The organism is Gilliamella sp. GillExp13, from assembly GCF_001690815.1.
GTDB lineage: Bacteria > Pseudomonadota > Gammaproteobacteria > Enterobacterales > Orbaceae > Gilliamella > Gilliamella bombi.
On the sequence record NZ_LZHJ01000106.1, the window covers coordinates 16,623 to 40,562 of the forward strand.

Consider the following 23,940-nt stretch of genomic DNA (forward strand, 5'->3'; position numbering starts at 1 on the left):
TCTGCGTATTAGCTCAGATTAGTTTTTGTTTAGTTTATTTTAACCCTCACTCAACATTTAACATTAATAATTTAAGTTTTTTGGATGCATACAGTGCTTTTTTTAAACAGTTGCTGCAAGGTCAATTCAGATTGTTAACTGGAGAAACGGTGCCGTTTCTTCATACATTATTGGCTACATTTGAACTGTGTATTCTCGCTTTATTCGTTGCTTTACTGATTGGATTACCATTGGGAATTTTTCTTGGGCTTAGTAATATTAATTGGTTAAATAATATTATCCGTTTAGGATCTTTATTATTGTATTCTTGTCCTATAGTTATGGTTGTTATTATTGTTATGTATTGGTTATCGCCAACTTGGTCGATAACGATGAATTTTAATGTATCGCCATCAGTAGCTGGAACTTCTTTATTGGATCTTTTAATTTCATCAAAAACAGATAAATGGCATATGATATTTGATCAACTTCACTATTTGTTTTTGCCGATCATTATTTTAGCTATTCAACCAAGCATTATGACTATTCAACTTGTTAGCCAGAATGTAAGAAATACATCACGACAGAATTTTATTAAAATGGCGATTATTCGTGAGCGATCACCATTTAAAATTTTACGCCGTCATTTATTACCTAATTCCATTCCTGCGACTATTCCACAGCTAACTTATAATACGACAACACTATTGTTTTCAACTATGGTAATTGAAATTTTATTTAATCGAGTAGGATTAGGACAATGGGTGATGCTTGCTTATCATCATCATAATTATTTTGTTATTTCTATTGCCATTTTAGCCTGTGGCACTGTCATCAGTTTGTTAACGTTATTGGGCGAAATTTCGGCGGTAGTTATTTATCCTTTACGTCATAAGGAACATTATGTCTAGGCAAGAAAGATTGCTTAAAAATGTTAATTTAAGCTTTAATCGGTTGCATAACAATCTTTACTTAATTATTGGCTTTTATGGCATATTAGCGATCTCATTTGTGGCATTATCAACCAAATGGTTTTTTCATGCTCATTTAACCCCTATTTACCCAACTTCATTACCACCTGCTTGGTGGTCTAATGGTGATATTAATCATATATTAGGTACAAATGCTAAAGGACAAGATATTTTTGATTATTTGTTAATTGGTTATCGTTCAACTATGTCAATGACATTAAAGGCGGTTTTTTATGTGGCTGTCATTGGTGGGTTAATTAATTACTTAATGTTTTTTATATCATTTATACGCCCTTTTATATTATTTGTTTTTAAATTTTGTATGGTAGTACCACCGTTACTTGGTGTGATTGTGATTAGCTTATTATTAGAAGATGACATTACTAATGTTTTATTGGTAATAGGGTTATCTTATACGCCACGCTTTATTTATAATATTCATCAGCGTGCCATCAATGAATGGAATAAAACGTATATTACGGCCTATAGACTTGATGGATTATCTTCCTTTACAATTTTTAATCATTATATTTTACCTAATATTTTACCTATTTATTTGACTGAAATTGTTTCGCTATTTGGTTCGATTATTTTAACTATTACTACCATAACTTTTTTAGGTTTTGCCAATGATGTTTCTCGACCAGATTTAGGTATGATGATGTTTCAGATGAAAGATATCATTGCAACTAATTATTTAGCCTTTTTATCTCCGGGAATTGCGGTTTCTGCTACAATTATTTTGGTTTATTTATTCAATTTTGGATTATATGGCCGTCGAGCAGGAACTTAATTATGGCATTATTAGATATTCGGAATTTAACCATTGAGTTTATTACGCCAGATGGTCTTTTGCGCGCAATTGATCGTGTAAATTTAAAGTTGTCAGAAGGTGAAATTCGAGGTTTAGTTGGTGAGTCAGGATCTGGAAAAAGCCTTATCGCTAAAGCTATTTTAGGCGTAACTAATCATAATTGGAAGATTTCAGCTGATCGATTTTATTTTAATGGCATTGATTTACTTAAACTTACTCCTAGACAGCGCCGAAAAGTCATTAGTGCCAATATATCGATGATATTCCAAGAACCACAATCTTGCTTAGATCCTTCCATGAAAGTAGGACAACAATTAATTAGTGCAATTCCAAGAAGGACATTTAAGGGGCATTGGTGGCAAAGGTTATTTTGGCGTAAACATCGAGCGATTGAGTTATTGCATCGGGTAGGAATTAAGAATCATAAGGAGATATTAAAATCTTATCCGTTTGAATTGACTGAAGGTGAATGTCAAAAAGTCATGATTGCAATTGCGTTAGCTAATCAGCCTAAGCTACTTATTGCTGATGAGCCGACAAATGCGATGGAAGCAACTACTGAAGCACAAATTTTTAGGTTGCTAGCTAGTATGAATCAAAATGTGGGTACCACTATCTTATTTATTAGTCATGATCTGCAAATGGTTACCAGATGGACTGATCGTATCAATGTTTTATATTGTGGACAGACAGTTGAAGTTGCTGATAGTAAAGATTTAATTAAATTGCCTTATCATCCTTATACTCAGGCGCTAATTTATGCAATTCCTGATTTTGGTAAAGCGATGCCGCATAAAAGTCCTTTAAATACTTTGCCTGGAGTGATCCCATCATTAGAACACCTACCAATAGGTTGTCGATTAGGGCCTCGTTGTCCATATGCTCAGAAAAAATGTATTTTGGTGCCAGAATTGATACCGATAAAAGATCATTTCGTAGCCTGTCATTTTCCGTTAAATACTGATGAGTAGCCATAAATAATAGGAATATACGATGAATCCAATATTAAGAGTGCGTAACTTATCTAAGCAATTTAAAATTCCTAAAGGATTTCTGGGACATTTATACATTAATGCGGTGAAGCCATTATCGTTTTCTCTTAATGAAGGTAAAACACTTGCAATTATCGGGCAAAATGGTTCTGGCAAATCGACACTTGCAAAAATGTTAGTTGGTATGATAAAGCCCGATAGTGGAGATATCTGGATTGATGGTAATAAAGTTCAATACGGCGATTATAGCTATCGTTGTCAACTAATTCGTATGATATTTCAGCATGTAGAAAGTTCATTTGATCCAAGATTACGTATTGGGCAATTGCTTGAAATACCATTAAAGTGTAATGCTAATTATGATGCTCATGAACGTGAAAAGTTAATTAGAGATGTATTGAAGCAAGTTGGATTGTTACCTGAACATGCCTCTTATTATCCTTCAGTGATGGCTGCGGGGCAAAAACAGCGTGTGGCATTAGCTCGAGCATTGATTTTAAAACCCAAAGTAATAATTTTAGATGAAGCATTAGCTGCACTTGATATTTCGATGCGTTCGCAAATTGTTAATTTAATGCTGACGTTACAAGCTGAACAAAATATCTCTTATGTATATGTTACCCAAGATATTGGAATGATGAAACATATCAGCGATGAAATTTTAGTTATGCATAATGGCGAATTGGTTGAATATGGTAATACCGCTGAAGTATTAGCTTCACCGCTGAGTGATATTACCCAAAAATTAATCAATAGCTATTTTGGTGAAGCGCTTACCGCAGATACTTGGCGTACCGATACTCGTACTTTTTAATCAACAATTCTATTCGAGTTATTTTGATTTTTGCATGAAGCAATACACATTTCTTTAGAATGTTCGTCAATTTGTAATTTGATTATTTTGATTATTTTGTTAGATAAAAAATCTCGACAAATAAATTAAAAGATACTATATTTAGCTATACGGATTTCTAGACGTCTATTTGATGTTTAAAAATGACTTACCGATTTAGGAGTTTTTGTTATGCCTATTTGTATTCCTGACTCATTACCTGCGGTTGATGTATTACGTAATGAGAATGTATTTGTTATGACTTCATCTCGTGCTAATACCCAAGAAATTCGACCTCTTAAGCTTCTTTTTTTAAATTTAATGCCTAAAAAAATTGAAACAGAAAACCAATTTTTACGCTTACTTTCTAATTCGTCTTTACAAGTTGATATTCAGTTATTACGTATTGATCAGCGAGAGTCTAAAAATACGCCTATTGAACATTTAAATAGTTTTTATTGTGATTTTGATGATATTTGTGAGCAAAATTTTGATGGGTTAATTATAACAGGTGCCCCACTAGGGAAAGTGGCTTTTTCCGATGTTGTGTATTGGTCTAAGTTAGCTGAAATTATTACTTGGGCAAAGGATCATGTTACTTCAACTATGTTTGTTTGTTGGGGTGTTCAAGCTGCTTTGAATGTCTTATATGATTTACCAAAATTTACTCGCACGCAAAAGTTATCGGGTGTTTTTCAGCATCATATTGTGCAATCTAATGCGATTTTAACACGCGGTTTTGATGATACCTTTTGGGCTCCTCATTCTCGTTATGCTGATTTTCCAATTGATAAAATAAAAACATATACCGATTTAACTATTTTAGCTGAGTCTGATATTACTGGTCCTTATTTAATGGCTACAGCTGATAAGCGGATGGTGTTTGTAACAGGTCATCCTGAATATGATTCTTCAACGTTGGCAAATGAATATTATCGAGACTTAAATGCAGGCATTCATCCTGATATGCCATATAACTATTTTCCTGATAATAATCCTCATTTAACACCAAAAGCCACATGGCGTAGCCACGCTTACCTATTATTCAGTAACTGGCTCAACTATTATGTTTACCAGTTAACTCCATTTGATTTAACTACTCGAAATTTAACGATTGATGACTAATAAAGGTTAGCCGCATCTTATAATCAAATTTTGTTAGGTTGTTGCTAGATTTATTTAACAATAACCTATTTAAATTGGATCTTACAATTCCAAATATTAAATAATAATTGGTTAAACTTGCGAAATATGATCTGAATGTAATTTTAGTTATATAACTAGACTTGCAACCAGAATGTTACAGGACCATCATTAATCAATGATACTTGCATATCGGCTGCAAATTGGCCAGTTTGAGTTGTTATTTTTTGTTGGCATTGTTCTACAAAAAACTGGTAAAGCCTATTTGCTTCATCGGGTTTAGCGCCTTTTGTAAAGCTTGGTCGCATTCCTTTTTTAGTGTCTGCAGCTAGGGTAAATTGAGAAACAACTAATACTTCGCCATTAGCTTGGTTAACATTTAAATTCATTTTTCCTTCATTATCGCTGAAAATACGATAACCTAAAACTTTGTCACATAAACGAATTGCTTTTTGTTCGTCATCGTCTTGCTCAATTCCGAGTAAAATCAGTAATCCCTGATTAATTTGTCCAATGATATTATTGTCTACTGTCACACTAGCTTTTTTTACTCGTTGGATTAAGGCGATCATAATTTAATTACTCTGGTAAAGAAGGGTTGTTAACAATATGTTTTTTTTGTCGGTTATAGTCAGTTAAGGTTGCTGCAAATTCGGCCCCAAACAAGACAATGCACCAAGAAAAATAGATCCAAACTAACATAATGGGGATTGATGATACTACTCCGTAAATGAGTTGATATGTTGGAAACGAAGTAACATATAGTGCAAATGCGCGTTTACCTATTTCAAATAATGCTGCAGCGACAAACGCTCCAATCATCGATTCTTTTAAAGGTACAGACTCGGTCGGGATAATGCTATAAAGTAGCCAAAATCCAACTACAGAAATAATAAACGGTAAGCAATTAAGTAGTATATTACCCGTTGTTGCTGTAGATAGCCATTTCAATGAAAAAACATAAGAGCTAACCGCTATACTAGAGCCGATTAAAATTGGGCCTAAGGTTAGTATTGTCCAATACATGGTTAGATTGTATATAAAGGAACGTTTGCGTTTAGTTTGCCAAATATGATTAAGTGCTGTATTAATTGAGTTGATAAGCAACAGTGATGTGACAATCAGACCAATTATACCAACAAAGGTCATTTTTTTTGTATTGGAGATGAATTGTTCTAAATAATTTTGAATGGTGTCACTCGCCGTTGGAACAAGATTGTTATAGATTAATTGTTTCAATAAATGGCTAATTTCATCAAACATAGGAAAAGCTGAGAGTAAAGAAAAAATAACGGTAATAAGTGGAACTAGTGCTAGGATGGTGGTATAAGCGAGTCCCGCAGAAGAAGTTGTTAGTCGGTCATGGTTGATACGATTCCATAACATTTTCATAAAAATCTGTATTTGCGTCATTGATCTCATCGGCTTTTTATATTCTCGTTAGAAATAACACAATTATTAATCCCATTACTATTTAATAAGTTTAATGTGATATCGGCTTCTTTTTTACTGGTATAAGGTCCTACTGTGACTCGATATAATTGGCCTGAAGAAATATTGCCACTAACCCCCGTCATTGCGAGCTTAGCTTTTAGTTTATCAGCATTAGATTTATCTTTAAATGCACCACATTGTAATAGCCATTTGTTTGTAATAGCTTGTGTTGGCTGTGATTGTGATGTTACATTTGATGTTTGGTTTTTCGTTGTTGCTTCTTTTTGAGAAGGCGTTACAGTGCGTGCATTATTGACAAAGCTATTTAAGATTTGCTCTCTTTCACTAGCAATTGAACTTGATGTTGAGCCATAATTAGCATTAGGGGCTTCTAATTCTTTAAGGTATGTCCAACGCTCTTGAGGTTGTTCAGGTAAAGTTATTGAAGGAGGTTGAGTTTTTGCTTTTGGTGGTTCAACGGATTTTTTAGGTGTATTATTTGCAACAAAATAGAGAATAGCAGAAAATAAAATAATAATTATAATAGCCAAAAATATCATAAAATTAGGCTTATTTCGTGACTTATTTTTTTTTGATTGGCTCTTTTTTCTGACATAATCACGCTGAACCACAATAAACTCTCTTTTTAATAATATTGTATAAAATAAAACTAGTATATAAATAAAAAAAGTGGCTTACACCACTTTTTTCGTATTTCTTTAACTATGTTAGTCAAAAGATTAATGTATTAAGCCAACGCTTTAATTTGTTTGATTAGATTTGCTTTATGACGTGCAGCTTTATTTTTGTGAATTAAGCCACGAACCGCTTGACGGTCAACAACTGCTTGCATGTCTTTGAATGCCACTTCAGCTGTTTGTTTATCACCAGCTGCGACAGCTGCGTAAACTTTCTTAATATAAGTACGCATCATTGAACGGTTACTAGCATTATGTTTACGGCGTTTTTCGGATTGAACCGCACGCTTCTTAGCTGATTTGATATTAGCCAAAGTCAACTCCCAAGTTTAGATAAAAATTACATATTAATAAGGTGGCAAAATATGCCTTAATTTCTTCCTATTGTCAATGGCGTTACATAAAAAAATATGTTGGTAGTTTTTGTATTTATTATTAATGTTTATTATTTGCACAGCAATCCCTATAACCTAAAAAGAATTTTTATGTTAGAATAGCGTAAGTTTTATTTTATTTATATTTTACAAGGGGAAGTATCATGTCTATTATTAGAATGCAAGATCTTGATCTAAAAGGAAAACGCTTATTTATTCGCTCAGATCTTAATGTGCCGGTCAAAAATGGTAAGGTAACTTCCGATGCGCGTATTAAAGCATCACTACCTACTATTGAAGAAGCCATCAAAAAAGGTGCTAAAGTAATGGTTACCTCTCATATTGGCCGTCCAACAGAAGGTGAATATAATCCAGAGTTCTCTTTACAACCTGTTGTTGATTATTTAAAAGAACACGTGTCATTCCCTGTTCGTTTAGTAAAAGATTACCTCAATGGTGTAGATGTAAAAGAAGGCGAGTTAGTTGTACTTGAAAACGTTCGTTTCAATGTAGGCGAAGGTAAAGATGATGAAACTTTGTCTAAAAAATACGCTGCTCTTTGTGATATTTATGTAATGGATGCATTTGGTACAGCTCACCGAGCTCAAGCTTCGACTCATGGTGCTGGTAAATTTGCTCCAGTGGCTTGTGCTGGTCCATTGTTAGCAGCTGAACTTGATGCGTTAGGTAAAGCATTAGATAATCCAGAAAGACCAATGGTTGCTATCGTTGCTGGTTCTAAAGTATCAACAAAATTAACCGTACTTGATTCTTTATCAAAAATTGCTGACCAAATTATTGTCGGTGGCGGTATTGCTAATACTTTTATTGCCGCTGAAGGTTATAATGTAGGTAAGTCTCTTTATGAAGCAGACTTAATTTCAGAAGCTAAAAAATTAATGGCTAACTGTGAAATCCCAGTTCCAACTGATGTTCGTGTTGCAACAGAATTTAGTGAAACAGCAACAGCGACTGAAAAATCAGTTAAAGATGTTAAAGAAAATGAACAAATTCTTGATTTAGGTGATAAATCAGCAGAAGTATTAGCAAGTATTATTAAAAATGCTAAAACCATTTTATGGAATGGTCCAGTGGGTGTTTTTGAATTTCCTAATTTCCGCCGTGGTACTGAAATTGTAGCAAAAGCAATTGCCGATAGCGAGGGTTTTTCAATTGCTGGTGGTGGAGATACATTAGCTGCAATCGATCTATTTGGTATTGAAGATAAAATCTCTTATATTTCAACTGGTGGTGGGGCTTTTCTTGAGTTTGTTGAAGGTAAAAAACTCCCCGCTGTTGCGATGCTAGAAGCTAGAGCAAAGGCCTAGTATTTGAGTTCAGTAAAAGGATGAGATAATTACTAATCCTTTAATTTTTATAAATAAATTTATAGGTAATAAAATGGTTACTAAGATTTCTGATGTTGTTAAACCTGGTGTTGTCACTGGTGATGATGTTCAAAAAGTATTTCAAATCGCTCGCGAAAATAACTTTGCATTACCTGCGGTTAACTGTGTTGACACAAATACTATCAATGCCGTTATTGAAACAGCCGCAAAAGTAGGTTCTCCTGTTATTGTTCAGTTTTCTAACGGTGGAGCTCAATTTATTGCTGGTAAAGGCCTAAAATTAGAAGGTCAAGAATGTGCTGTGTTGGGTGCTATTTCTGGCGCAAAACATGTTCATCTTATGGCTGAAAAATATGGAGTCCCTGTTATTGTTCATACTGATCACTGCGCTAAAAAATTACTTCCATGGGTTGATGGCTTACTGGATGCAGGTGAAACTCATTTTGCTAAAACAGGTAAACCATTATTTTCATCTCATATGATTGATCTTTCAGAAGAGTCATTAAAAGATAATATTGATATTTGTTGTCAATATCTTGCTCGTATGTCAGCAATGAAAATGACTTTAGAGTTAGAGCTAGGATGTACTGGTGGTGAAGAAGATGGTGTTGATAATAGTCATATGGATAGCTCAGCACTTTATACTCAACCAGAAGATGTAGCTTATGCTTATGAGCGTTTAAGTGCTATCAGTCCTCGTTTTACTATTGCAGCTTCATTTGGTAATGTGCATGGAGTTTATAAACCAGGTAATGTTAAATTAACGCCAAAAATTTTAGATAACTCACAAAAATATGTATCTGAAAAATATAATCTACCAGCTAAATCATTAAACTTTGTATTCCATGGTGGATCAGGCTCTACACCAGAAGAAATAGCTGAAGCAGTTAGTTATGGTGTAATTAAAATGAATATTGACACAGATACGCAATGGGCTAACTGGTCTGGTATCTTAGATTACTACAAAGCAAATGAAGCTTACTTACAGGGGCAATTAGGTAACCCTGAAGGCGTTGATGCTCCAAATAAAAAATACTACGATCCTCGCGTATGGTTACGTAAGGGACAAGATTCTTTAGTTGCTCGTTTAGAACTTGCATTTAAAGAGCTTAACGCTGTAGATGTTCTTTAATTTTTATGTTATTTAGGATTAAAGCAAGGTATTTGCCTTGCTTTTGATTTATCTATTCTTAAATTAAATCTTGCATTTTCATTTAAGTTATAGGATAATTCTACCCTCATTTAACTTAGGGGAGCTGTCTATTTATTAATAATTATTAATAGAGGCGTTTGCACCCGAGCAAAGGAAACTAAAAATGGCAAAAAAAGTACAAGCTTACATCAAGTTGCAAGTTGCAGCTGGTGCAGCAAATCCTAGCCCACCAGTTGGTCCAGCACTTGGTCAACATGGTGTGAATATCATGGAATTCTGTAAAGCATTTAATGCAAAAACAGAAAGCATGGAAAAAGGATTACCAATTCCTGTAGTAATTACAGTCTATTCTGACCGTTCATTTACATTCGTAACTAAAACACCTCCAGCTGCTGTTTTGTTAAAGAAAGCGGCTAAAATCAGATCTGGTTCAGGTGAACCTAATAAGAAAAAAGTAGGTAAAGTAACGAGTGCACAAATTCGCGAAATCGCTGAATTGAAAGCTGCAGATATGAATGGTGCTACCATTGAAACGATGATGCGTTCTATTGAGGGAACAGCTCGTTCAATGGGCTTGGAAGTGGAGGGTTAATTCATGGCTAAATTATCTAAGAAGGCTAAACTTATCCGCGAAAAAGTAAACGCAACTAAACAATATGAAATCAATGAAGCAATTACTTTATTAAAAGAATTAGCTACAGCTAAATTTACAGAAAGTGTTGATGTTGCTGTGAATTTAGGTATTGATTCACGTAAATCAGATCAAAATGTTCGTGGTGCAATCGTTCTTCCTCATGGTACTGGACGTAGCGTGCGTGTTGCTGTCTTTACTCAAGGTGCAAATGCAGAAGCGGCAAAAGAAGCTGGTGCTGAATTCGTGGGTATGGACGATCTTGCAGATCAAATCAAAAAGGGCGAAATGGATTTTGATGTCGTAATTGCATCACCTGACGCTATGCGCGTTGTTGGTCAATTAGGTCAAATTTTAGGACCACGTGGTTTAATGCCAAATCCTAAAGTTGGAACTGTAACTCCTAACGTTGCAGAAGCTGTAAAAAACGCTAAAGCTGGTCAGATCCGTTACCGTAATGATAAGAATGGTATTATCCATACTACTATTGGTAAAGCTGATTTTGATGCAGATAAGCTTAAAGAAAATTTAGAAGCATTACTTGTTGCGTTGAAACGTGCAAAACCAGCCTCTTCTAAAGGTGTATTTATTAAGAAAGTTAGCCTTTCTACTACAATGGGTGCTGGTGTTGCTATTGATCAAGCAACATTAAATGCAACTGTTTAATTATTATTTATAATTTATAATTAAATAGAGAAATCGGTTGGTGTCTGGCCTTAACCAGACCCCGTCCAAGACCGTAGGTGTGGTTGTTGTGTGACTACTTAATTTTCCTACGTAGACGGTGACAGAACCTGATAAGATATAATAGAAGGATTCTGCTCATCGTGGTTGTGCTAGCTATATTTGTAGCTAGCTTGAATAAGTCTAGGCTTTTGCCTAGTATAATCCAGGAGCAATACCAATGGCACTAAATCTTCAAAATAAACAAGAAATTGTTGCTGAAGTCAATGAAATCGCCAAAGGTGCGCTATCTGCAGTTGTTGCTGATTCTCGAGGCATAACTGTAGAAAAAATGACTGCATTACGTAAATCTGCTCGTGAAGCTGGTGTTTATATGCGTGTTGTTCGTAATACGCTATTACGCCGTGTTGTTGAGGGCACTCAATATGAGTGTTTAAAAGATACGTTTGTTGGTCCAACTCTAATTGCATTTTCAAATGAGCACCCAGGTGCTGCAGCGCGCCTTTTTAAGGCGTTTGCGAAAGAAAATGAAAAATTTGAGATTAAAGCCGCAGCCTTTGAAGGTGAGTTGATTACTGCAGCGAATATTGATCGCTTAGCAACATTACCTACATATGAAGAAGCATTAGCTCGCTTGATGTCAACCATGAAAGAAGCCGCAGCTGGCAAATTGGTTCGTACTCTTGCAGCGGTTCGCGATCAAAAAGAAGCTGCTTAATTGGCGGTTTGATTGTGAATTTTATTAATTAAAAAATGTAAATTTGGGAAACTATATTATGTCTATCACTAAAGAACAAATTTTAGATGCAGTTGCTGAAATGTCTGTTATGGATGTTGTTGAACTTGTATCAATGATGGAAGAAAAATTTGGCGTTTCTGCAGCAGCAGCTGTAGCCGTAGCCGCAGCAGGTCCAGCTGAAGCAGCAGAAGAGAAAACTGAATTTGATGTAATCTTAAAAGATGTTGGTGCTAATAAAGTAGCTGTTATCAAAGCAGTTCGTGGTGCAACTGGTTTAGGCTTAAAAGAAGCTAAAGATCTTGTTGAATCAGCTCCAGCAACAGTTAAAGAAGGCGTTAGCAAAGCCGATGCTGATGAACTTAAGAAAGCACTTGAAGAATCTGGTGCAGTTGTCGAACTTAAATAAGTTTATCGATATTCCGATAAATGGCTGGGGGTTTTATACCTCCAGCCTTTTTGCGCTATAATAAGTTAAAGAATTTTATTTGAAGATTATCAATAAAAAATAATAAAGAAATAGTATATTTATTAAGCCTAATCAATTGATATTTATAGATATTTTCGATGAGGTGTCAGGTGTATCAGTTGGCGATAACACCCTGATGAATATTTAATCATGCTAAAATAGCAGATAAGCAAGTTGAGGAACTAATGGTTTACTCTTATACCGAGAAAAAACGAATTCGTAAGAATTTTGGTAAGCGTCCACAAGTCTTGGATATACCGTATCTTCTTTCTATTCAACTTGATTCGTTCCAGAAATTTATTGAGCAAGATCCAGAAGGACAATATGGCTTAGAAGCTGCATTCCGTTCAATATTTCCGATAAAAAGTTATAGTGGTAACGCTGAGTTACAGTACGTGAGCTTTATGATGGGCGAACCTGTGTTTGATGTTAAAGAATGTCAAATTAGAGGGATCACTTACTCAGCACCGTTGCGCGTAAAATTACGTTTAGTTATTTATGATAAAGATGCGCCAGAGGGAACAGTTAAAGATATTAAAGAGCAAGACGTCTATATGGGCGAAATTCCTTTAATGACAGACAATGGTACATTTGTGATAAACGGTACAGAGCGTGTAATCGTATCGCAATTACATCGTAGTCCAGGTGTGTTCTTTGATAGTGATAAAGGTAAAACGCACTCTTCTGGTAAAGTTTTATATAATGCTCGGATTATTCCTTATCGTGGTTCTTGGCTTGATTTTGAATTTGATCCAAAAGATAATCTTTTTGCTCGTATTGACCGTCGTCGTAAACTTCCAGCAACAATTATTTTACGTGCATTAGGTTATGAAACAGAAGAAATTTTAGATATTTTCTTTGAAAAAACTATTTTTGAAGTTAGCAAATCTAAGTTAAAAATGGATCTTATTCCAGAGCGTTTACGTGGTGATACAGCGCTATTTGATATTGAGTCAAAAGGTAAAGTTTACGCTGAAAAAGGTCGACGTATTACAGCTCGTCACATTCGTGAGTTAGAAAAAGATAAAGTTAGTAAAATTGATGTACCAGTTGAATATATTGTTAATAAAGTTCTTGCTAAAAATTATGTTGATGAAGAAACAGGTGAGGTAATTGCTTTTGCCAATACACCGATTTCATTAGAACTATTACTTCAATTAACGAATGCTGGATATAAAAAGATAGAAACATTATTCACTAATGATTTAGATCATGGTGCATTTATTTCTGAAACCTTAAATGTTGATTCAACTCGTGACCGTCTTGGAGCATTAGTTGAAATTTATCGCATGATGCGTCCGGGTGAGCCACCTACAAAAGAAGCAGCTGAAGCGTTATTTGATAATTTATTCTTCTCTGACGAACGCTATGATTTATCTGCTGTTGGTCGAATGAAGTTTAACCGTTCATTAGGGCGTGATGACATTGAAGGCGAAAGCGTTTTAACGAAAGATGATATCGTTGACGTAATGAAGAAATTAATCGCTATTCGTAATGGTCACGGTGAAGTTGATGATATCGACCATTTAGGTAATAGACGTATTCGTAGTGTTGGCGAAATGGCAGAAAACCAATTTCGTATTGGTTTAGTTCGTGTTGAACGAGCAGTGAAAGAACGCTTATCTCTAGGTGATCTTGATTCACTAATGCCACAAGACATGATTAATGCTAAACCAATTTCAGCAGCGATTCGTGAATTCTTTGGTTCAAGTCAGTTATCTCAGTTTATGGATCAAAATAATCCACTATCCGAAATTACGCACAAACGTCGTATTTCAGCTTTAGGACCAGGTGGTTTAACGCGTGAGCGGGCAGGATTCGAAGTGCGTGACGTACATCCAACGCACTATGGACGTGTATGTCCAATCGAAACGCCTGAAGGTCCAAACATTGGTTTGATTAATTCATTAGCAGTTTATGCTCGTACCAATGAGTATGGATTTTTAGAAACACCATACCGTCGTGTTATTGATGGTATTGTAACTGATGAAATTAACTATCTATCAGCGATCGATGAAAGTGAATTTGTAATTGCTCAGGCAAACTCAAATCTTGATGAAAGTGGTCGTTTTAAAGAAGATTTAGTAACTTGTCGTTTAAGTGGTGAATCGGGTTTATATAGTCCTGAACAAATTCATTATATGGATGTATCAACTCAACAAATCGTATCAGTTGGTGCTTCATTAATTCCGTTCCTTGAACATGATGATGCGAACCGTGCCTTAATGGGTGCGAACATGCAACGTCAAGCTGTACCAACGTTGAAAGCTGAAAAGCCGTTTGTTGGGACAGGTATGGAACGTGCAGTAGCTGTTGACTCGGGTGTAACAGCGGTTGCTCGTCGTGGTGGTATAGTTCAATATGTTGATGCATCACGTATTGTGGTTAATGTTAATTCAGATGAAATATACGCCGGTGAAACAGGTATTGATATTTATAACTTAACTAAATATACCCGGTCTAACCAAAATACTTGTATTAACCAAATTCCATGTGTGGAATTGGGAGAAAAAGTTGAACGTGGCGATGTACTGGCAGATGGACCATCTACTGATTTAGGTGAATTAGCATTAGGTCAAAATATGCGAGTGGCATTTATGCCATGGAATGGTTATAACTTTGAGGATTCTATTTTAGTTTCTGAAAAAGTGGTACAAGACGACCGTTTTACCTCGATTCATATTCAAGAGTTATCTTGTATTTCTCGTGATACAAAATTAGGTGCAGAAGAAATTACGGCGGATATTCCAAACGTAGGTGAAGCAGCACTGTCTAAACTTGATGAGTCAGGTATTGTATATATCGGTGCTGAAGTAAAAGGTGGCGATATTCTGGTTGGTAAAGTGACACCTAAAGGTGAAACTCAATTAACACCAGAAGAAAAATTACTACGAGCTATTTTTGGTGAAAAGGCATCCGATGTTAAAGATACCTCATTGCGTGTGCCAAATGGTGTTTCGGGTACAGTTATTGATGTTCAAGTATTTACTCGCGATGGCGTAGAAAAAGATAAGCGTGCGATTGAAATCGAAGAGATGCAACTCAAGCAGGCGAGAAAAGATTTAACTGAAGAACTTAAAATCTTAGAAGCTGCATTGTTTGCTCGAATTCGTGATGTATTAATTTCAGGTGGAATCAAAGCGGATAAATTAGATGCTTTACCACATCAAAAATGGCTAACAATTGGTATTGCAGACGAAGATAAGCAAGCTCAATTAGAACAGTTGGCCGAACAGTACGACGAAATAAAAACAGAGTTTAACAAAAAACTTGAAGCTAAACGCATGAAGATCACTCAAGGTGATGATCTACAGCCTGGCGTTCTTAAAATCGTTAAAGTGTACTTGGCAGTTAAACGTCAAATTCAGCCAGGTGATAAGATGGCTGGTCGTCATGGTAACAAAGGGGTTATTTCAAAAATTAACCCAATTGAAGATATGCCATATGATGAAAAAGGTCGTCCAGTTGATATCGTATTGAATCCGCTAGGTGTTCCATCCCGTATGAATATTGGACAGATCTTAGAAACTCATTTAGGTATGGCTGCTAAAGGTATTGGTCAGAAGATCGATGCTATGCTAAAAGAGCAGCAGGAATTAGCTAAATTACGTGAGTTTATTCAGAAAGCGTATGATCTTGGTTTAGGTGCTGCGCAAAAAGTTAATGTTGCACAATTCACTGATCAAGAAGTGATGACTTTAGCACAAAATTTACGTAATGGTATGCCATTAGCAACACCTGTATTTGATGGTGCTAAAGAGCAAGAAATTAAGGCATTACTTGAACTGGGTGACTTACCAACTTCTGGTCAAATTACTTTGTATGATGGTCGTACAGGTGAAAAATTTGAACGTCCAGTTACTGTAGGTTATATGTATATGCTCAAATTGAATCACTTAGTTGATGACAAAATGCATGCCCGTTCTACAGGTTCATACAGTCTGGTTACTCAACAACCATTGGGTGGTAAAGCTCAATTTGGTGGTCAACGTTTTGGTGAGATGGAAGTGTGGGCACTTGAAGCATATGGTGCAGCTTATACCTTACAAGAAATGTTAACTGTTAAATCAGATGACGTAAACGGTCGAACTAAGATGTATAAAAATATTGTAGATGGTGATCATCGTATGGAACCTGCGATCCCAGAATCATTTAATGTACTATTAAAAGAGATTCGTTCGCTAGGTATAAATATAGAGTTAGATGAAGAGTAATTTTTGCTAACTTAAATGATTTCTATTTATAGGGATAACTTATTAGTAATAATAAGTTATCTAATTGGTTTAACTCCATAGGAGTCAATTGTGAAAGACTTATTAAAGTTTCTAAAAGCACAAACAAAAACTGAAGACTTTGATGCTATCAAGATAGGCCTTGCTTCTCCTGATATGATTCGCTCATGGTCTTTTGGTGAAGTCAAAAAACCTGAAACAATCAATTATCGTACGTTCAAACCTGAACGTGATGGATTGTTTTGTGCACGTATTTTCGGACCAGTAAAAGATTATGAATGTTTATGTGGAAAATATAAACGTCTAAAACACCGTGGTGTTATTTGTGAAAAATGTGGAGTTGAAGTAACTCAAGCTAAAGTACGTCGTGAACGTATGGGGCACATTGAACTTGCATCTCCAACTGCTCATATCTGGTTTTTAAAATCATTACCTTCTCGCATCGGCTTATTACTTGATATGCCACTTCGCGATATTGAACGAGTGCTTTATTTTGAGTCATTTATGGTTCTTGATGGTGGCATGACTAATTTAGAGCGAGGTCAGATTTTAACTGAAGAGCAATATCTTGACGCGTTAGAAGAGTTTGGTGATGAGTTTGATGCTCGTATGGGTGCTGAAGCTATCCAAGAATTATTGCGTAATATTGATGTGCAAGCAGAATGTGAAGCTCTACGCGATGAGCTAGCAACTACTAATTCTGAAACTAAGCGTAAAAAACTAACTAAACGTATTAAGATTATCGAAGCATTTATTCAATCAGAAAACAAACCTGAATGGATGATCTTAAATGTATTACCTGTGTTGCCACCAGATTTACGTCCATTGGTTCCACTAGATGGTGGGCGTTTTGCAACATCAGATCTAAATGATCTTTACCGTAGAGTTATTAACCGTAATAACCGTTTAAAACGTTTGTTGGATTTAGCTGCACCAGATATTATTGTCCGTAATGAAAAACGTATGTTACAAGAATCTGTTGACGCATTATTAGATAATGGTCGCCGAGGTCGTGCGATTACAGGTTCTAACAAACGCCCATTAAAATCCCTTGCCGATATGATCAAAGGTAAGCAAGGTCGTTTCCGTCAAAACTTGTTAGGTAAACGTGTTGACTATTCGGGTCGTTCTGTAATTACTGTAGGTCCATACTTGCATTTGCATCAGTGTGGTTTACCGAAGAAAATGGCACTTGAATTATTCAAACCATTTATTTACGGAAAATTAGAACGTCGCGGTTATGCAACAACCATTAAAGCTGCGAAGAAAATGGTTGAGCGTGAAGATGCAATTGTTTGGGATATCTTAGATGAAGTTATTCGTGAACATCCAGTATTATTAAACCGTGCTCCAACGTTACATAGATTAGGTATTCAGGCGTTTGAACCTATCCTAATTGAAGGTAAAGCGATTCAATTACACCCACTAGTTTGTGCGGCATTTAATGCTGACTTTGATGGTGACCAAATGGCGGTTCACGTTCCATTAACGTTAGAAGCTCAGTTAGAAGCACGTGCGTTAATGATGTCAACCAACAATATTCTTTCACCGGCAAGTGGAGAACCTATTATCGTTCCTTCTCAGGATGTGGTTTTAGGCCTTTACTATATGACTCGAGATAAAGTTAATGCCAAAGGTGAAGGCATGGTATTAACTGGTCCTAAAGAAGCTGAAAAGCTATACCGTTTAGGCCTAGTTGAATTGCATGCTAAGGTTAAAGTTCGTATTACTGAAAGTCAACGAAATAGTGTAGGTGAGTGGGAAGATACTACTTCGATTGTTGATACAACTGTCGGTCGTGCAATTCTATGGTTAATTATGCCAAAAGGAATGAACTTCTCTGTTATTAATCAGCCTCTTGGTAAAAAAGCGATCTCTAAGATTTTAAATATTTGTTATCGCCAATTAGGTATGAAAGATACAGTAATTTTAGCAGACCAAATTATGTACACTGGATTTGCTTATGCAGCGCGTTCAGGGGTATCTGTTGGTATTGATGATATGGAGATTCCAGCTAAGAAATCACAAATCATCAATGAAGCTGAAATTGAAGTTGCTGAAATTCAAGAGCAATTCCAATCAGGCTTAGTAACTGCTGGTGAACGTTATAACAAAGTTATCGATATTTGGGCAGCAGCTAATGAACGTGTTGCTAAAGCCATGATGGATAACTTATCAACTGAAAAAGTCATTAACCGTGAAGGTGAGGAAGAAGTTCAATCTTCTTTCAATAGTATTTACATGATGGCCGACTCAGGTGCACGTGGTTCTGCTGCACAGATTCGGCAGCTAGCTGGTATGCGTGGTTTGATGGCAAAACCAGATGGTTCGATTATCGAAACACCTATCACAGCGAACTTCCGAGAAGGATTAAACGTACTTCAGTACTTTATTTCTACTCATGGTGCGCGTAAAGGTCTTGCCGATACTGCATTAAAAACCGCAAACTCAGGTTACTTAACTCGACGTTTAGTTGACGTTGCACAAGATCTAGTGGTAATCGAAGACGACTGTGGCACCTTAGAAGGTGTGGTCATGACACCAGTTATTGAAGGTGGTGATGTTAAAGAACCACTTCGTGAGCGTGTATTAGGTCGAGTCACAGCTGAAGATGTATTAAAACCTGGTAGTGCAGATATCTTAATTCAACGTAATACTTTGCTCGATGAAAATAAATGTGACTTACTTGAAGCTGAATCGGTAGATAGCGTTAAAGTACGTTCAGTTGTTTCGTGTGATACTGATTTTGGTGTTTGTGCAAAATGTTATGGACGAGATTTGGCTCGAGGTCACTTGGTTAATAAAGGTGAAGCTATCGGCGTTATTGCTGCGCAATCAATTGGTGAACCAGGTACTCAGTTAACCATGCGTACGTTCCATATTGGTGGTGCGGCATCGCGAGCTGCTGCTGAATCAAGCGTACAAGTTAAAAACAAAGGTAGTATTAAATTAACTAATGCTAAATTTGTAACTAACCCAGATAAGAAATTGGTTATTACTTCGCGTAATGCTGAATTAACTATTATTGATGAATTAGGTCGAATGAAAGAAACTTATAAAGTTCCTTACGGTTCGATTTTAAGTAAAGGTAATGGTGTAACAGTTGATGCGGGTGAAACTGTTGCTAACTGGGATCCGCATACAATGCCAGTTATTTCTGAAGCAAAAGGTTTTGTTCGTTTTGTTGATATGGTTGATGGGCAAACTATTACTCGCCAAACTGACGAATTAACTGGTTTATCATCTATTGTGATATTAGACGTAGCCGAACGTACTGGTGTGGGTAAAGATTTACGTCCAGCAATTAAAATTGTTGATGCTAAAGGCAAAGATATCTATCTTTCTGGTACAGAAATGCTTGCACAATACTTTTTACCAGGTAAAGCGCTAGTACAGTTAGAGGATGGTGCAGAAATCAATATTGGTGACACACTTGCTCGTATTCCACAAGCATCTGTTGGTACCAAAGATATCACCGGTGGTTTACCTCGTGTTGCTGACCTATTTGAAGCACGTAAACCAAAAGAGCCTGCTATTTTAGCTGAAATTGATGGTATCATTTCATTTGGTAAAGAAACGAAAGGTAAACGTCGTTTAATTATCACTCCGTTAGATGGTAGTGAACCATATGAAGAAATGATTCCAAAATGGCGTCAACTTAACGTGTTTGAAGGTGAACAAGTTGGTCGTGGAGATGTAATTTCTGATGGACCTGAATCGGCTCATGACATTTTACGTCTACGTGGTGTTAATGCTGTAACACGCTATATTGTAAACGAGGTTCAAGAAGTTTATCGCCTACAAGGTGTGAAAATTAACGATAAACACATTGAAGTTATTGTGCGCCAAATGTTACGTAAAGCAACAGTTATCCATCCTGGTGGCTCTCGCCTGCTTGAAGGCGAACAACTTGAAGTTTCACGCTTGAAGATTATCAACCGTGAACTTGAGGCTCAAGGTAAAGAACCAATTGTTTATTTACACGATCTACTTGGTATTACCAAAGCATCATTAACGACTGAATCATTTATTTCTGCAGCTTCGTTCCAAGAAACGACTCGCGTCTTAACTGAGGCAGCGGTAGCTGGTAAAAATGACGAATTACGTGGCTTAAAAGAAAACGTAATTGTTGGTCGATTAATTCCAGCTGGTACAGGTTATGCTTACCATAAGGAACGTTTACGTAAACGAGCAATGCCATCGACGGATGAGATTCAAACAACAATTTCAGCTGAAGAAGCTACAGCTAATTTAGCTGAGTTACTAAATTCTGCTGAAGAAAATCAATAGTCTCATTAGATTTGATTCATAAATAGCACGCACAGCGTGCTATTTTTTTATATGATAAATAAAAGTTATAAATTAAAAAAGTATAGGCACGTATGTTGTAATGAATCGTCTTTACCTTTCACAAGGGAAAATAGAAGAGAGCTATGCGCTGTTTTCTACAGAGTGGACGTCTAAAGTGGATTTTAAAGCTTAAGTTAATTTTGCACAATTTGCTCATAATCTTCATAATATAAATAGCTAAGTATAAGAAGATTAATTTTTTAATCTTAAAAAAGTTAAATAAAATCAATATTCAATCTGAGCATTTTTGGAAAAATAAACTAATCTTTTAATTTTTACCTATTTTTTACAATGGTTGAATATTATCCTCAATGTATAAATGACAGTATTATCTAATTAATCAAATTATAGAAATTGTATTTTTAAATGTATTTGTGAGGGTTGGGTTTTATGATCTAAATCACAAAATTGAACATAGATTTAATCAATAAATTGTTGTATCAAGAGTAACAATTCTTGCTTATTGCTGTATTTAGCAAACTTTATAATAAATTTCCTCTTGTAGACGGAAAAATTCTCTATCCACATTAAGCCTTGATTGATTTACGCTTATTTCATCCAATTCAAAAAACAATAAGAGATATGTATTAGCTATGAACCCAATAAAATTTCGAATGATCGAGGATAATTTAGAACCAGAGTTAGTTACTGAACAAACCATTACGATCATCAATAGTTGGTTAGTACAGCATCAAATCATACAAAATGATGTTCAAAAAGCGATGTTATTTTCACATGTAAAAGCTATGGTTGAAAGGGCCAAAACATTAGAAACATTACCTGAAGTCGCCCCTGGGTTATTTGATGAACTTTCAGAAGAATCTTTAGAATTGGCAAGAAAAACAATAAACTTATTTGATAATTTACCGATAGAAGAAGCATATTTATTGGCAGTTCATTATGAAGTAGCTAAAGCAAATTAAACGATTACTAGACAAGTAAAAAACAATAATTAATAGGAGAAATATTATGGCAGAAGTGGTCATTGTTATCGGCGATAGAATGGGAAAAGGGCAAAAAATTGCGGAGGGAATTAATTCAGTAGAAGGTTGTCGTGCAATTGTCATTCCAGGTATGGCTGCAGATATGAAATTAGGTGACGTAATGAATAAAGAAAATGCCGATTTGGGCCTTTCATTTTGTGGTAGTGGCGGAGCTGGTGCTATTACTGCACAAAATAAATATGGCTATTCACAACGCCATGGTATGCGATCAATTGAAGAAGGTGAAACAGCTATCAATGACGGCTGTAAAGTTCTTGGTTTTGGTTTTATGGACACGGAAGAATTAGGACAACGTGTAGCAAAAGCATTTCTAAAAAAATATCCACGTTCATAAACGGTAAATAAGAATGAAAAAAACAGAACAGATACTTGTTAGAGTAAAAGGTCATGGTGATTCTAAGCAGCGAGCTTTTGCTATAGCTTTAAGTCAGGTTCAGAAAGAAGTACTCAAAAACACTAATAATATTATGTTGCGAATAGAACCAATTGACATTCAAGTTGTATCAGCAATAGAAAAGATAACAACAGAACGTTTTTTGTTTATCTTTTTACCAAGGAAAAAGACATTTTATGAAATCACGCTTGATGTATCTGTTAACCTAATTTTTATTGATTTAAATGATATTAAATGTACATCAAAATAACATAACGTAAAAGGGAAGTTATGGAAATTTTAATTATTGCATTCAAGTCTATTATTATCGGTGGACTTTGTGGTTTTGGGGTTGGTGCGGGAGCTGCTCGAATGTTTCATGCACCAACTTATCAAGGGATGGGAGCGTTTCGGACATTAGGTGAACTTAATTCTTGTGAAGGTGATCCTGCAGCGCACTTTTCATTTGGTTTAGGGTTCTTTTTTAATGCGTGGGCTTCATCGGTTGCTGCTGGTTCTTTTACTCAAGACGTCGATCATCGCATCATCCCTAACTGGGGTGGAGCTTTATTGATGATAAAAAATCGTAATCTTGCAGAAACCTTACATGATCCTAAAAAGATGGCATTTGCTTGTGCATTTATTGGGATGATTGTGGTGCTATTTTTAAATACAACTACTTCGGTTATTCCTGATTCGCTAAAAATTACTGCAACGAAGGTTCTTGTTCCTGCCGCTAACTTGCTAGTAGCAACTGTTATGCCCGTTATTTTCTGGTTAGCCGCTCTAGATGCAGGGCGTCGTAGTGGATTTTGGGGAACGTTATTTGGTGGGCTTGCACAGTTAATTATGGGCAATGCAGTACCTGGTTTGGTGTTAGGTATATTGATTGGTAAAGGTGTAGATGATAGTGGCTGGAACCGTGTGATGAAAATCATGTTAGTTGCTGTCATTATTTTATTTGTTATGAGTGGATATTTCCGTGGTTTTGATTTGAAGATGATTAACTCGTTTAGAGATGGTTTATCTTATTGGTTTAAATAATATAGGGATACATTATGAATACACAAACAATGATCAATAAAAGTTTTTGGTATGCCGATTGGTCTTTCCCTATCATTTGTGGGCTATTATCTGCCGGTATTTTTGCTGGAACGCATACATTCTATGTGTACGGTATTGGTGCATTTAATGAAATTGCATTTGTTGCTATGCTTAAATCAGGAATGACCACTGGCGATTATGGTGCTGTTGCAGCTTTTAGTGCGAGTTTTTTATTTGCTCGTGTTATTGAAGGTTCATTAGTCGGTATTCTAGATATCGGTGGTGCATTACAAACAGGTATTGGGCTTGGTGTACCTGCGTTACTACTAGCTGGTGGCTATACTTTACCTGTTGAAAATTTTTTTGCAGCGTTAGCAACTGGATTGATATTAGGTGCGCTTATAGGTTTAATTATTATTCTTATTCGTAAATTTACCGTCAATAGTGGTGGTTCAACTTTTGGTGCTGATGTCATGATGGGGGCCGGGAATGCATCAGGACGATTTCTTGGTCCTATGATTATTTTATCTGCGATGGTTGCTTCAATTCCTATTGGTACTGGTTCATTATTGGGGGCGCTACTTTTTTATATATGGAAAAAACCAATCACAGGTGGAGCTATTTTAGGTGCTATGATTTTTGGTGGTATATTCCCAATTTTATAATATTAGTTATTCC

The 23,940-nt window shown here is 35.8% G+C and carries 22 protein-coding genes; 18 read left to right on the top strand and 4 right to left on the bottom strand.

Going from position 1 to position 23,940, the window contains the following annotated elements:
• The first annotated feature begins 131 nt into the window (after positions 1–131).
• From A9G37_RS07470 to metA, 5 genes are all read left to right on the top strand, one after another.
• Entirely contained in the window at positions 132–890 is a 759-nt protein-coding gene (locus A9G37_RS07470; protein ID WP_218059341.1) for an ABC transporter permease subunit, read from the top strand.
• The gene (locus A9G37_RS07475) at positions 883–1,743 is read left to right on the top strand and encodes an ABC transporter permease subunit (protein ID WP_065575111.1); all 861 of its coding nucleotides are present in this window, start codon (positions 883–885) and stop codon (positions 1,741–1,743) included. The genes A9G37_RS07470 and A9G37_RS07475 overlap by 8 nt, the downstream gene beginning before the upstream one ends.
• Before the next feature lie 2 nt (positions 1,744–1,745).
• On the top strand, positions 1,746–2,735 hold the full coding sequence (locus A9G37_RS07480; RefSeq protein WP_065575112.1) for a peptide ABC transporter ATP-binding protein: 990 nt from the start codon (positions 1,746–1,748) through the stop codon (positions 2,733–2,735).
• 22 nt (positions 2,736–2,757) lie between these two features.
• Complete coding sequence (locus A9G37_RS07485) at positions 2,758–3,570, top strand: peptide ABC transporter ATP-binding protein (protein WP_034910395.1); 813 nt, start codon at positions 2,758–2,760, stop codon at positions 3,568–3,570.
• Between the two features lie 210 nt (positions 3,571–3,780).
• Positions 3,781–4,713 carry a homoserine O-acetyltransferase MetA gene (gene metA / locus A9G37_RS07490; RefSeq protein ID WP_065575113.1) on the top strand — a complete coding sequence of 311 codons (933 nt, stop codon included), beginning with the start codon at positions 3,781–3,783 and terminating at the stop codon, positions 4,711–4,713.
• Between the two features lie 155 nt (positions 4,714–4,868).
• Here the strand turns inward: metA and dtd are convergent, their stop codons facing one another.
• From dtd to rpsT, 4 genes are all read right to left on the bottom strand, one after another.
• Positions 4,869–5,303 carry a D-aminoacyl-tRNA deacylase gene (gene dtd, locus A9G37_RS07495; protein ID WP_065575114.1) on the bottom strand — a complete coding sequence of 145 codons (435 nt, stop codon included), beginning with the start codon at positions 5,301–5,303 and terminating at the stop codon, positions 4,869–4,871.
• A gap of 7 nt (positions 5,304–5,310) precedes the next feature.
• Positions 5,311–6,144, bottom strand: coding sequence for a virulence factor BrkB family protein (locus tag A9G37_RS07500; RefSeq protein ID WP_218059342.1), 834 nt, complete (start codon positions 6,142–6,144; stop codon positions 5,311–5,313).
• 5 nt (positions 6,145–6,149) lie between these two features.
• Positions 6,150–6,797: an SPOR domain-containing protein gene (locus A9G37_RS07505; RefSeq protein WP_065575116.1), complete on the bottom strand. Its 648-nt coding sequence runs from the start codon at positions 6,795–6,797 to the stop codon at positions 6,150–6,152.
• Between the two features lie 116 nt (positions 6,798–6,913).
• Positions 6,914–7,177 (bottom strand): 30S ribosomal protein S20, encoded by a 264-nt coding sequence (gene rpsT, locus A9G37_RS07510; RefSeq protein WP_065575117.1) that lies wholly within the window; start codon positions 7,175–7,177, stop codon positions 6,914–6,916.
• Positions 7,178–7,401: 224 nt separating this feature from the next.
• Between rpsT and pgk the strand changes: the two genes are divergently transcribed.
• From pgk to A9G37_RS07575, 13 genes are all read left to right on the top strand, one after another.
• Positions 7,402–8,565: a phosphoglycerate kinase gene (pgk, locus tag A9G37_RS07515; RefSeq protein WP_065575118.1), complete on the top strand. Its 1,164-nt coding sequence runs from the start codon at positions 7,402–7,404 to the stop codon at positions 8,563–8,565.
• Between the two features lie 73 nt (positions 8,566–8,638).
• Entirely contained in the window at positions 8,639–9,718 is a 1,080-nt protein-coding gene (gene fbaA / locus A9G37_RS07520) for a class II fructose-bisphosphate aldolase (RefSeq protein ID WP_034910416.1), read from the top strand.
• Between the two features lie 184 nt (positions 9,719–9,902).
• Complete coding sequence (rplK, locus tag A9G37_RS07525; protein WP_065575119.1) at positions 9,903–10,331, top strand: 50S ribosomal protein L11; 429 nt, start codon at positions 9,903–9,905, stop codon at positions 10,329–10,331.
• Between the two features lie 3 nt (positions 10,332–10,334).
• Positions 10,335–11,036 carry a 50S ribosomal protein L1 gene (gene rplA, locus A9G37_RS07530; protein WP_065575120.1) on the top strand — a complete coding sequence of 234 codons (702 nt, stop codon included), beginning with the start codon at positions 10,335–10,337 and terminating at the stop codon, positions 11,034–11,036.
• A 238-nt stretch (positions 11,037–11,274) separates the two neighbouring features.
• Positions 11,275–11,772, top strand: a complete 498-nt coding sequence (gene rplJ, locus A9G37_RS07535; protein WP_034910420.1) for a 50S ribosomal protein L10 — start codon at positions 11,275–11,277, stop codon at positions 11,770–11,772.
• A gap of 58 nt (positions 11,773–11,830) precedes the next feature.
• Positions 11,831–12,199, top strand: coding sequence for a 50S ribosomal protein L7/L12 (rplL, locus tag A9G37_RS07540; RefSeq protein WP_034884317.1), 369 nt, complete (start codon positions 11,831–11,833; stop codon positions 12,197–12,199).
• 245 nt (positions 12,200–12,444) lie between these two features.
• A complete protein-coding gene (rpoB, locus tag A9G37_RS07545; protein ID WP_065575121.1) occupies positions 12,445–16,473 on the top strand; it encodes a DNA-directed RNA polymerase subunit beta in 4,029 nt (1,342 codons plus the stop codon).
• A 90-nt stretch (positions 16,474–16,563) separates the two neighbouring features.
• On the top strand, positions 16,564–20,781 hold the full coding sequence (gene rpoC / locus A9G37_RS07550) for a DNA-directed RNA polymerase subunit beta' (RefSeq protein ID WP_065575122.1): 4,218 nt from the start codon (positions 16,564–16,566) through the stop codon (positions 20,779–20,781).
• A 653-nt stretch (positions 20,782–21,434) separates the two neighbouring features.
• The gene (locus tag A9G37_RS07555; protein ID WP_065575123.1) at positions 21,435–21,764 is read left to right on the top strand and encodes a hypothetical protein; all 330 of its coding nucleotides are present in this window, start codon (positions 21,435–21,437) and stop codon (positions 21,762–21,764) included.
• Between the two features lie 46 nt (positions 21,765–21,810).
• A complete protein-coding gene (locus tag A9G37_RS07560; RefSeq protein ID WP_034910428.1) occupies positions 21,811–22,179 on the top strand; it encodes an SFCGS family glycine-rich protein in 369 nt (122 codons plus the stop codon).
• A gap of 13 nt (positions 22,180–22,192) precedes the next feature.
• Positions 22,193–22,489 (top strand): DUF4312 family protein, encoded by a 297-nt coding sequence (locus A9G37_RS07565; RefSeq protein ID WP_065575124.1) that lies wholly within the window; start codon positions 22,193–22,195, stop codon positions 22,487–22,489.
• Positions 22,490–22,509: 20 nt separating this feature from the next.
• On the top strand, positions 22,510–23,262 hold the full coding sequence (locus A9G37_RS07570) for a DUF4311 domain-containing protein (RefSeq protein ID WP_034910435.1): 753 nt from the start codon (positions 22,510–22,512) through the stop codon (positions 23,260–23,262).
• Between the two features lie 29 nt (positions 23,263–23,291).
• Positions 23,292–23,927 (top strand): DUF4310 family protein, encoded by a 636-nt coding sequence (locus A9G37_RS07575; protein WP_065575151.1) that lies wholly within the window; start codon positions 23,292–23,294, stop codon positions 23,925–23,927.
• The last annotated feature ends 13 nt before the right edge of the window (positions 23,928–23,940 follow it).

Coding starts and splice junctions, on each gene's coding strand:
- A9G37_RS07475 (WP_065575111.1), top strand. CDS start 883: ATGTCTAGGCAAGAAAGATTGCTTAAAAATGTTAATTTAAGCTTTAAT.
- A9G37_RS07480 (WP_065575112.1), top strand. CDS start 1,746: ATGGCATTATTAGATATTCGGAATTTAACCATTGAGTTTATTACGCCA.
- A9G37_RS07485 (WP_034910395.1), top strand. CDS start 2,758: ATGAATCCAATATTAAGAGTGCGTAACTTATCTAAGCAATTTAAAATT.
- metA (WP_065575113.1), top strand. CDS start 3,781: ATGCCTATTTGTATTCCTGACTCATTACCTGCGGTTGATGTATTACGT.
- dtd (WP_065575114.1), bottom strand. CDS start 5,303: ATGATCGCCTTAATCCAACGAGTAAAAAAAGCTAGTGTGACAGTAGAC.
- A9G37_RS07500 (WP_218059342.1), bottom strand. CDS start 6,144: ATGACGCAAATACAGATTTTTATGAAAATGTTATGGAATCGTATCAAC.
- pgk (WP_065575118.1), top strand. CDS start 7,402: ATGTCTATTATTAGAATGCAAGATCTTGATCTAAAAGGAAAACGCTTA.
- fbaA (WP_034910416.1), top strand. CDS start 8,639: ATGGTTACTAAGATTTCTGATGTTGTTAAACCTGGTGTTGTCACTGGT.
- rplK (WP_065575119.1), top strand. CDS start 9,903: ATGGCAAAAAAAGTACAAGCTTACATCAAGTTGCAAGTTGCAGCTGGT.
- rplA (WP_065575120.1), top strand. CDS start 10,335: ATGGCTAAATTATCTAAGAAGGCTAAACTTATCCGCGAAAAAGTAAAC.
- rplJ (WP_034910420.1), top strand. CDS start 11,275: ATGGCACTAAATCTTCAAAATAAACAAGAAATTGTTGCTGAAGTCAAT.
- rplL (WP_034884317.1), top strand. CDS start 11,831: ATGTCTATCACTAAAGAACAAATTTTAGATGCAGTTGCTGAAATGTCT.
- rpoB (WP_065575121.1), top strand. CDS start 12,445: ATGGTTTACTCTTATACCGAGAAAAAACGAATTCGTAAGAATTTTGGT.
- A9G37_RS07555 (WP_065575123.1), top strand. CDS start 21,435: ATGAACCCAATAAAATTTCGAATGATCGAGGATAATTTAGAACCAGAG.
- A9G37_RS07560 (WP_034910428.1), top strand. CDS start 21,811: ATGGCAGAAGTGGTCATTGTTATCGGCGATAGAATGGGAAAAGGGCAA.
- A9G37_RS07565 (WP_065575124.1), top strand. CDS start 22,193: ATGAAAAAAACAGAACAGATACTTGTTAGAGTAAAAGGTCATGGTGAT.
- A9G37_RS07570 (WP_034910435.1), top strand. CDS start 22,510: ATGGAAATTTTAATTATTGCATTCAAGTCTATTATTATCGGTGGACTT.
- A9G37_RS07575 (WP_065575151.1), top strand. CDS start 23,292: ATGATCAATAAAAGTTTTTGGTATGCCGATTGGTCTTTCCCTATCATT.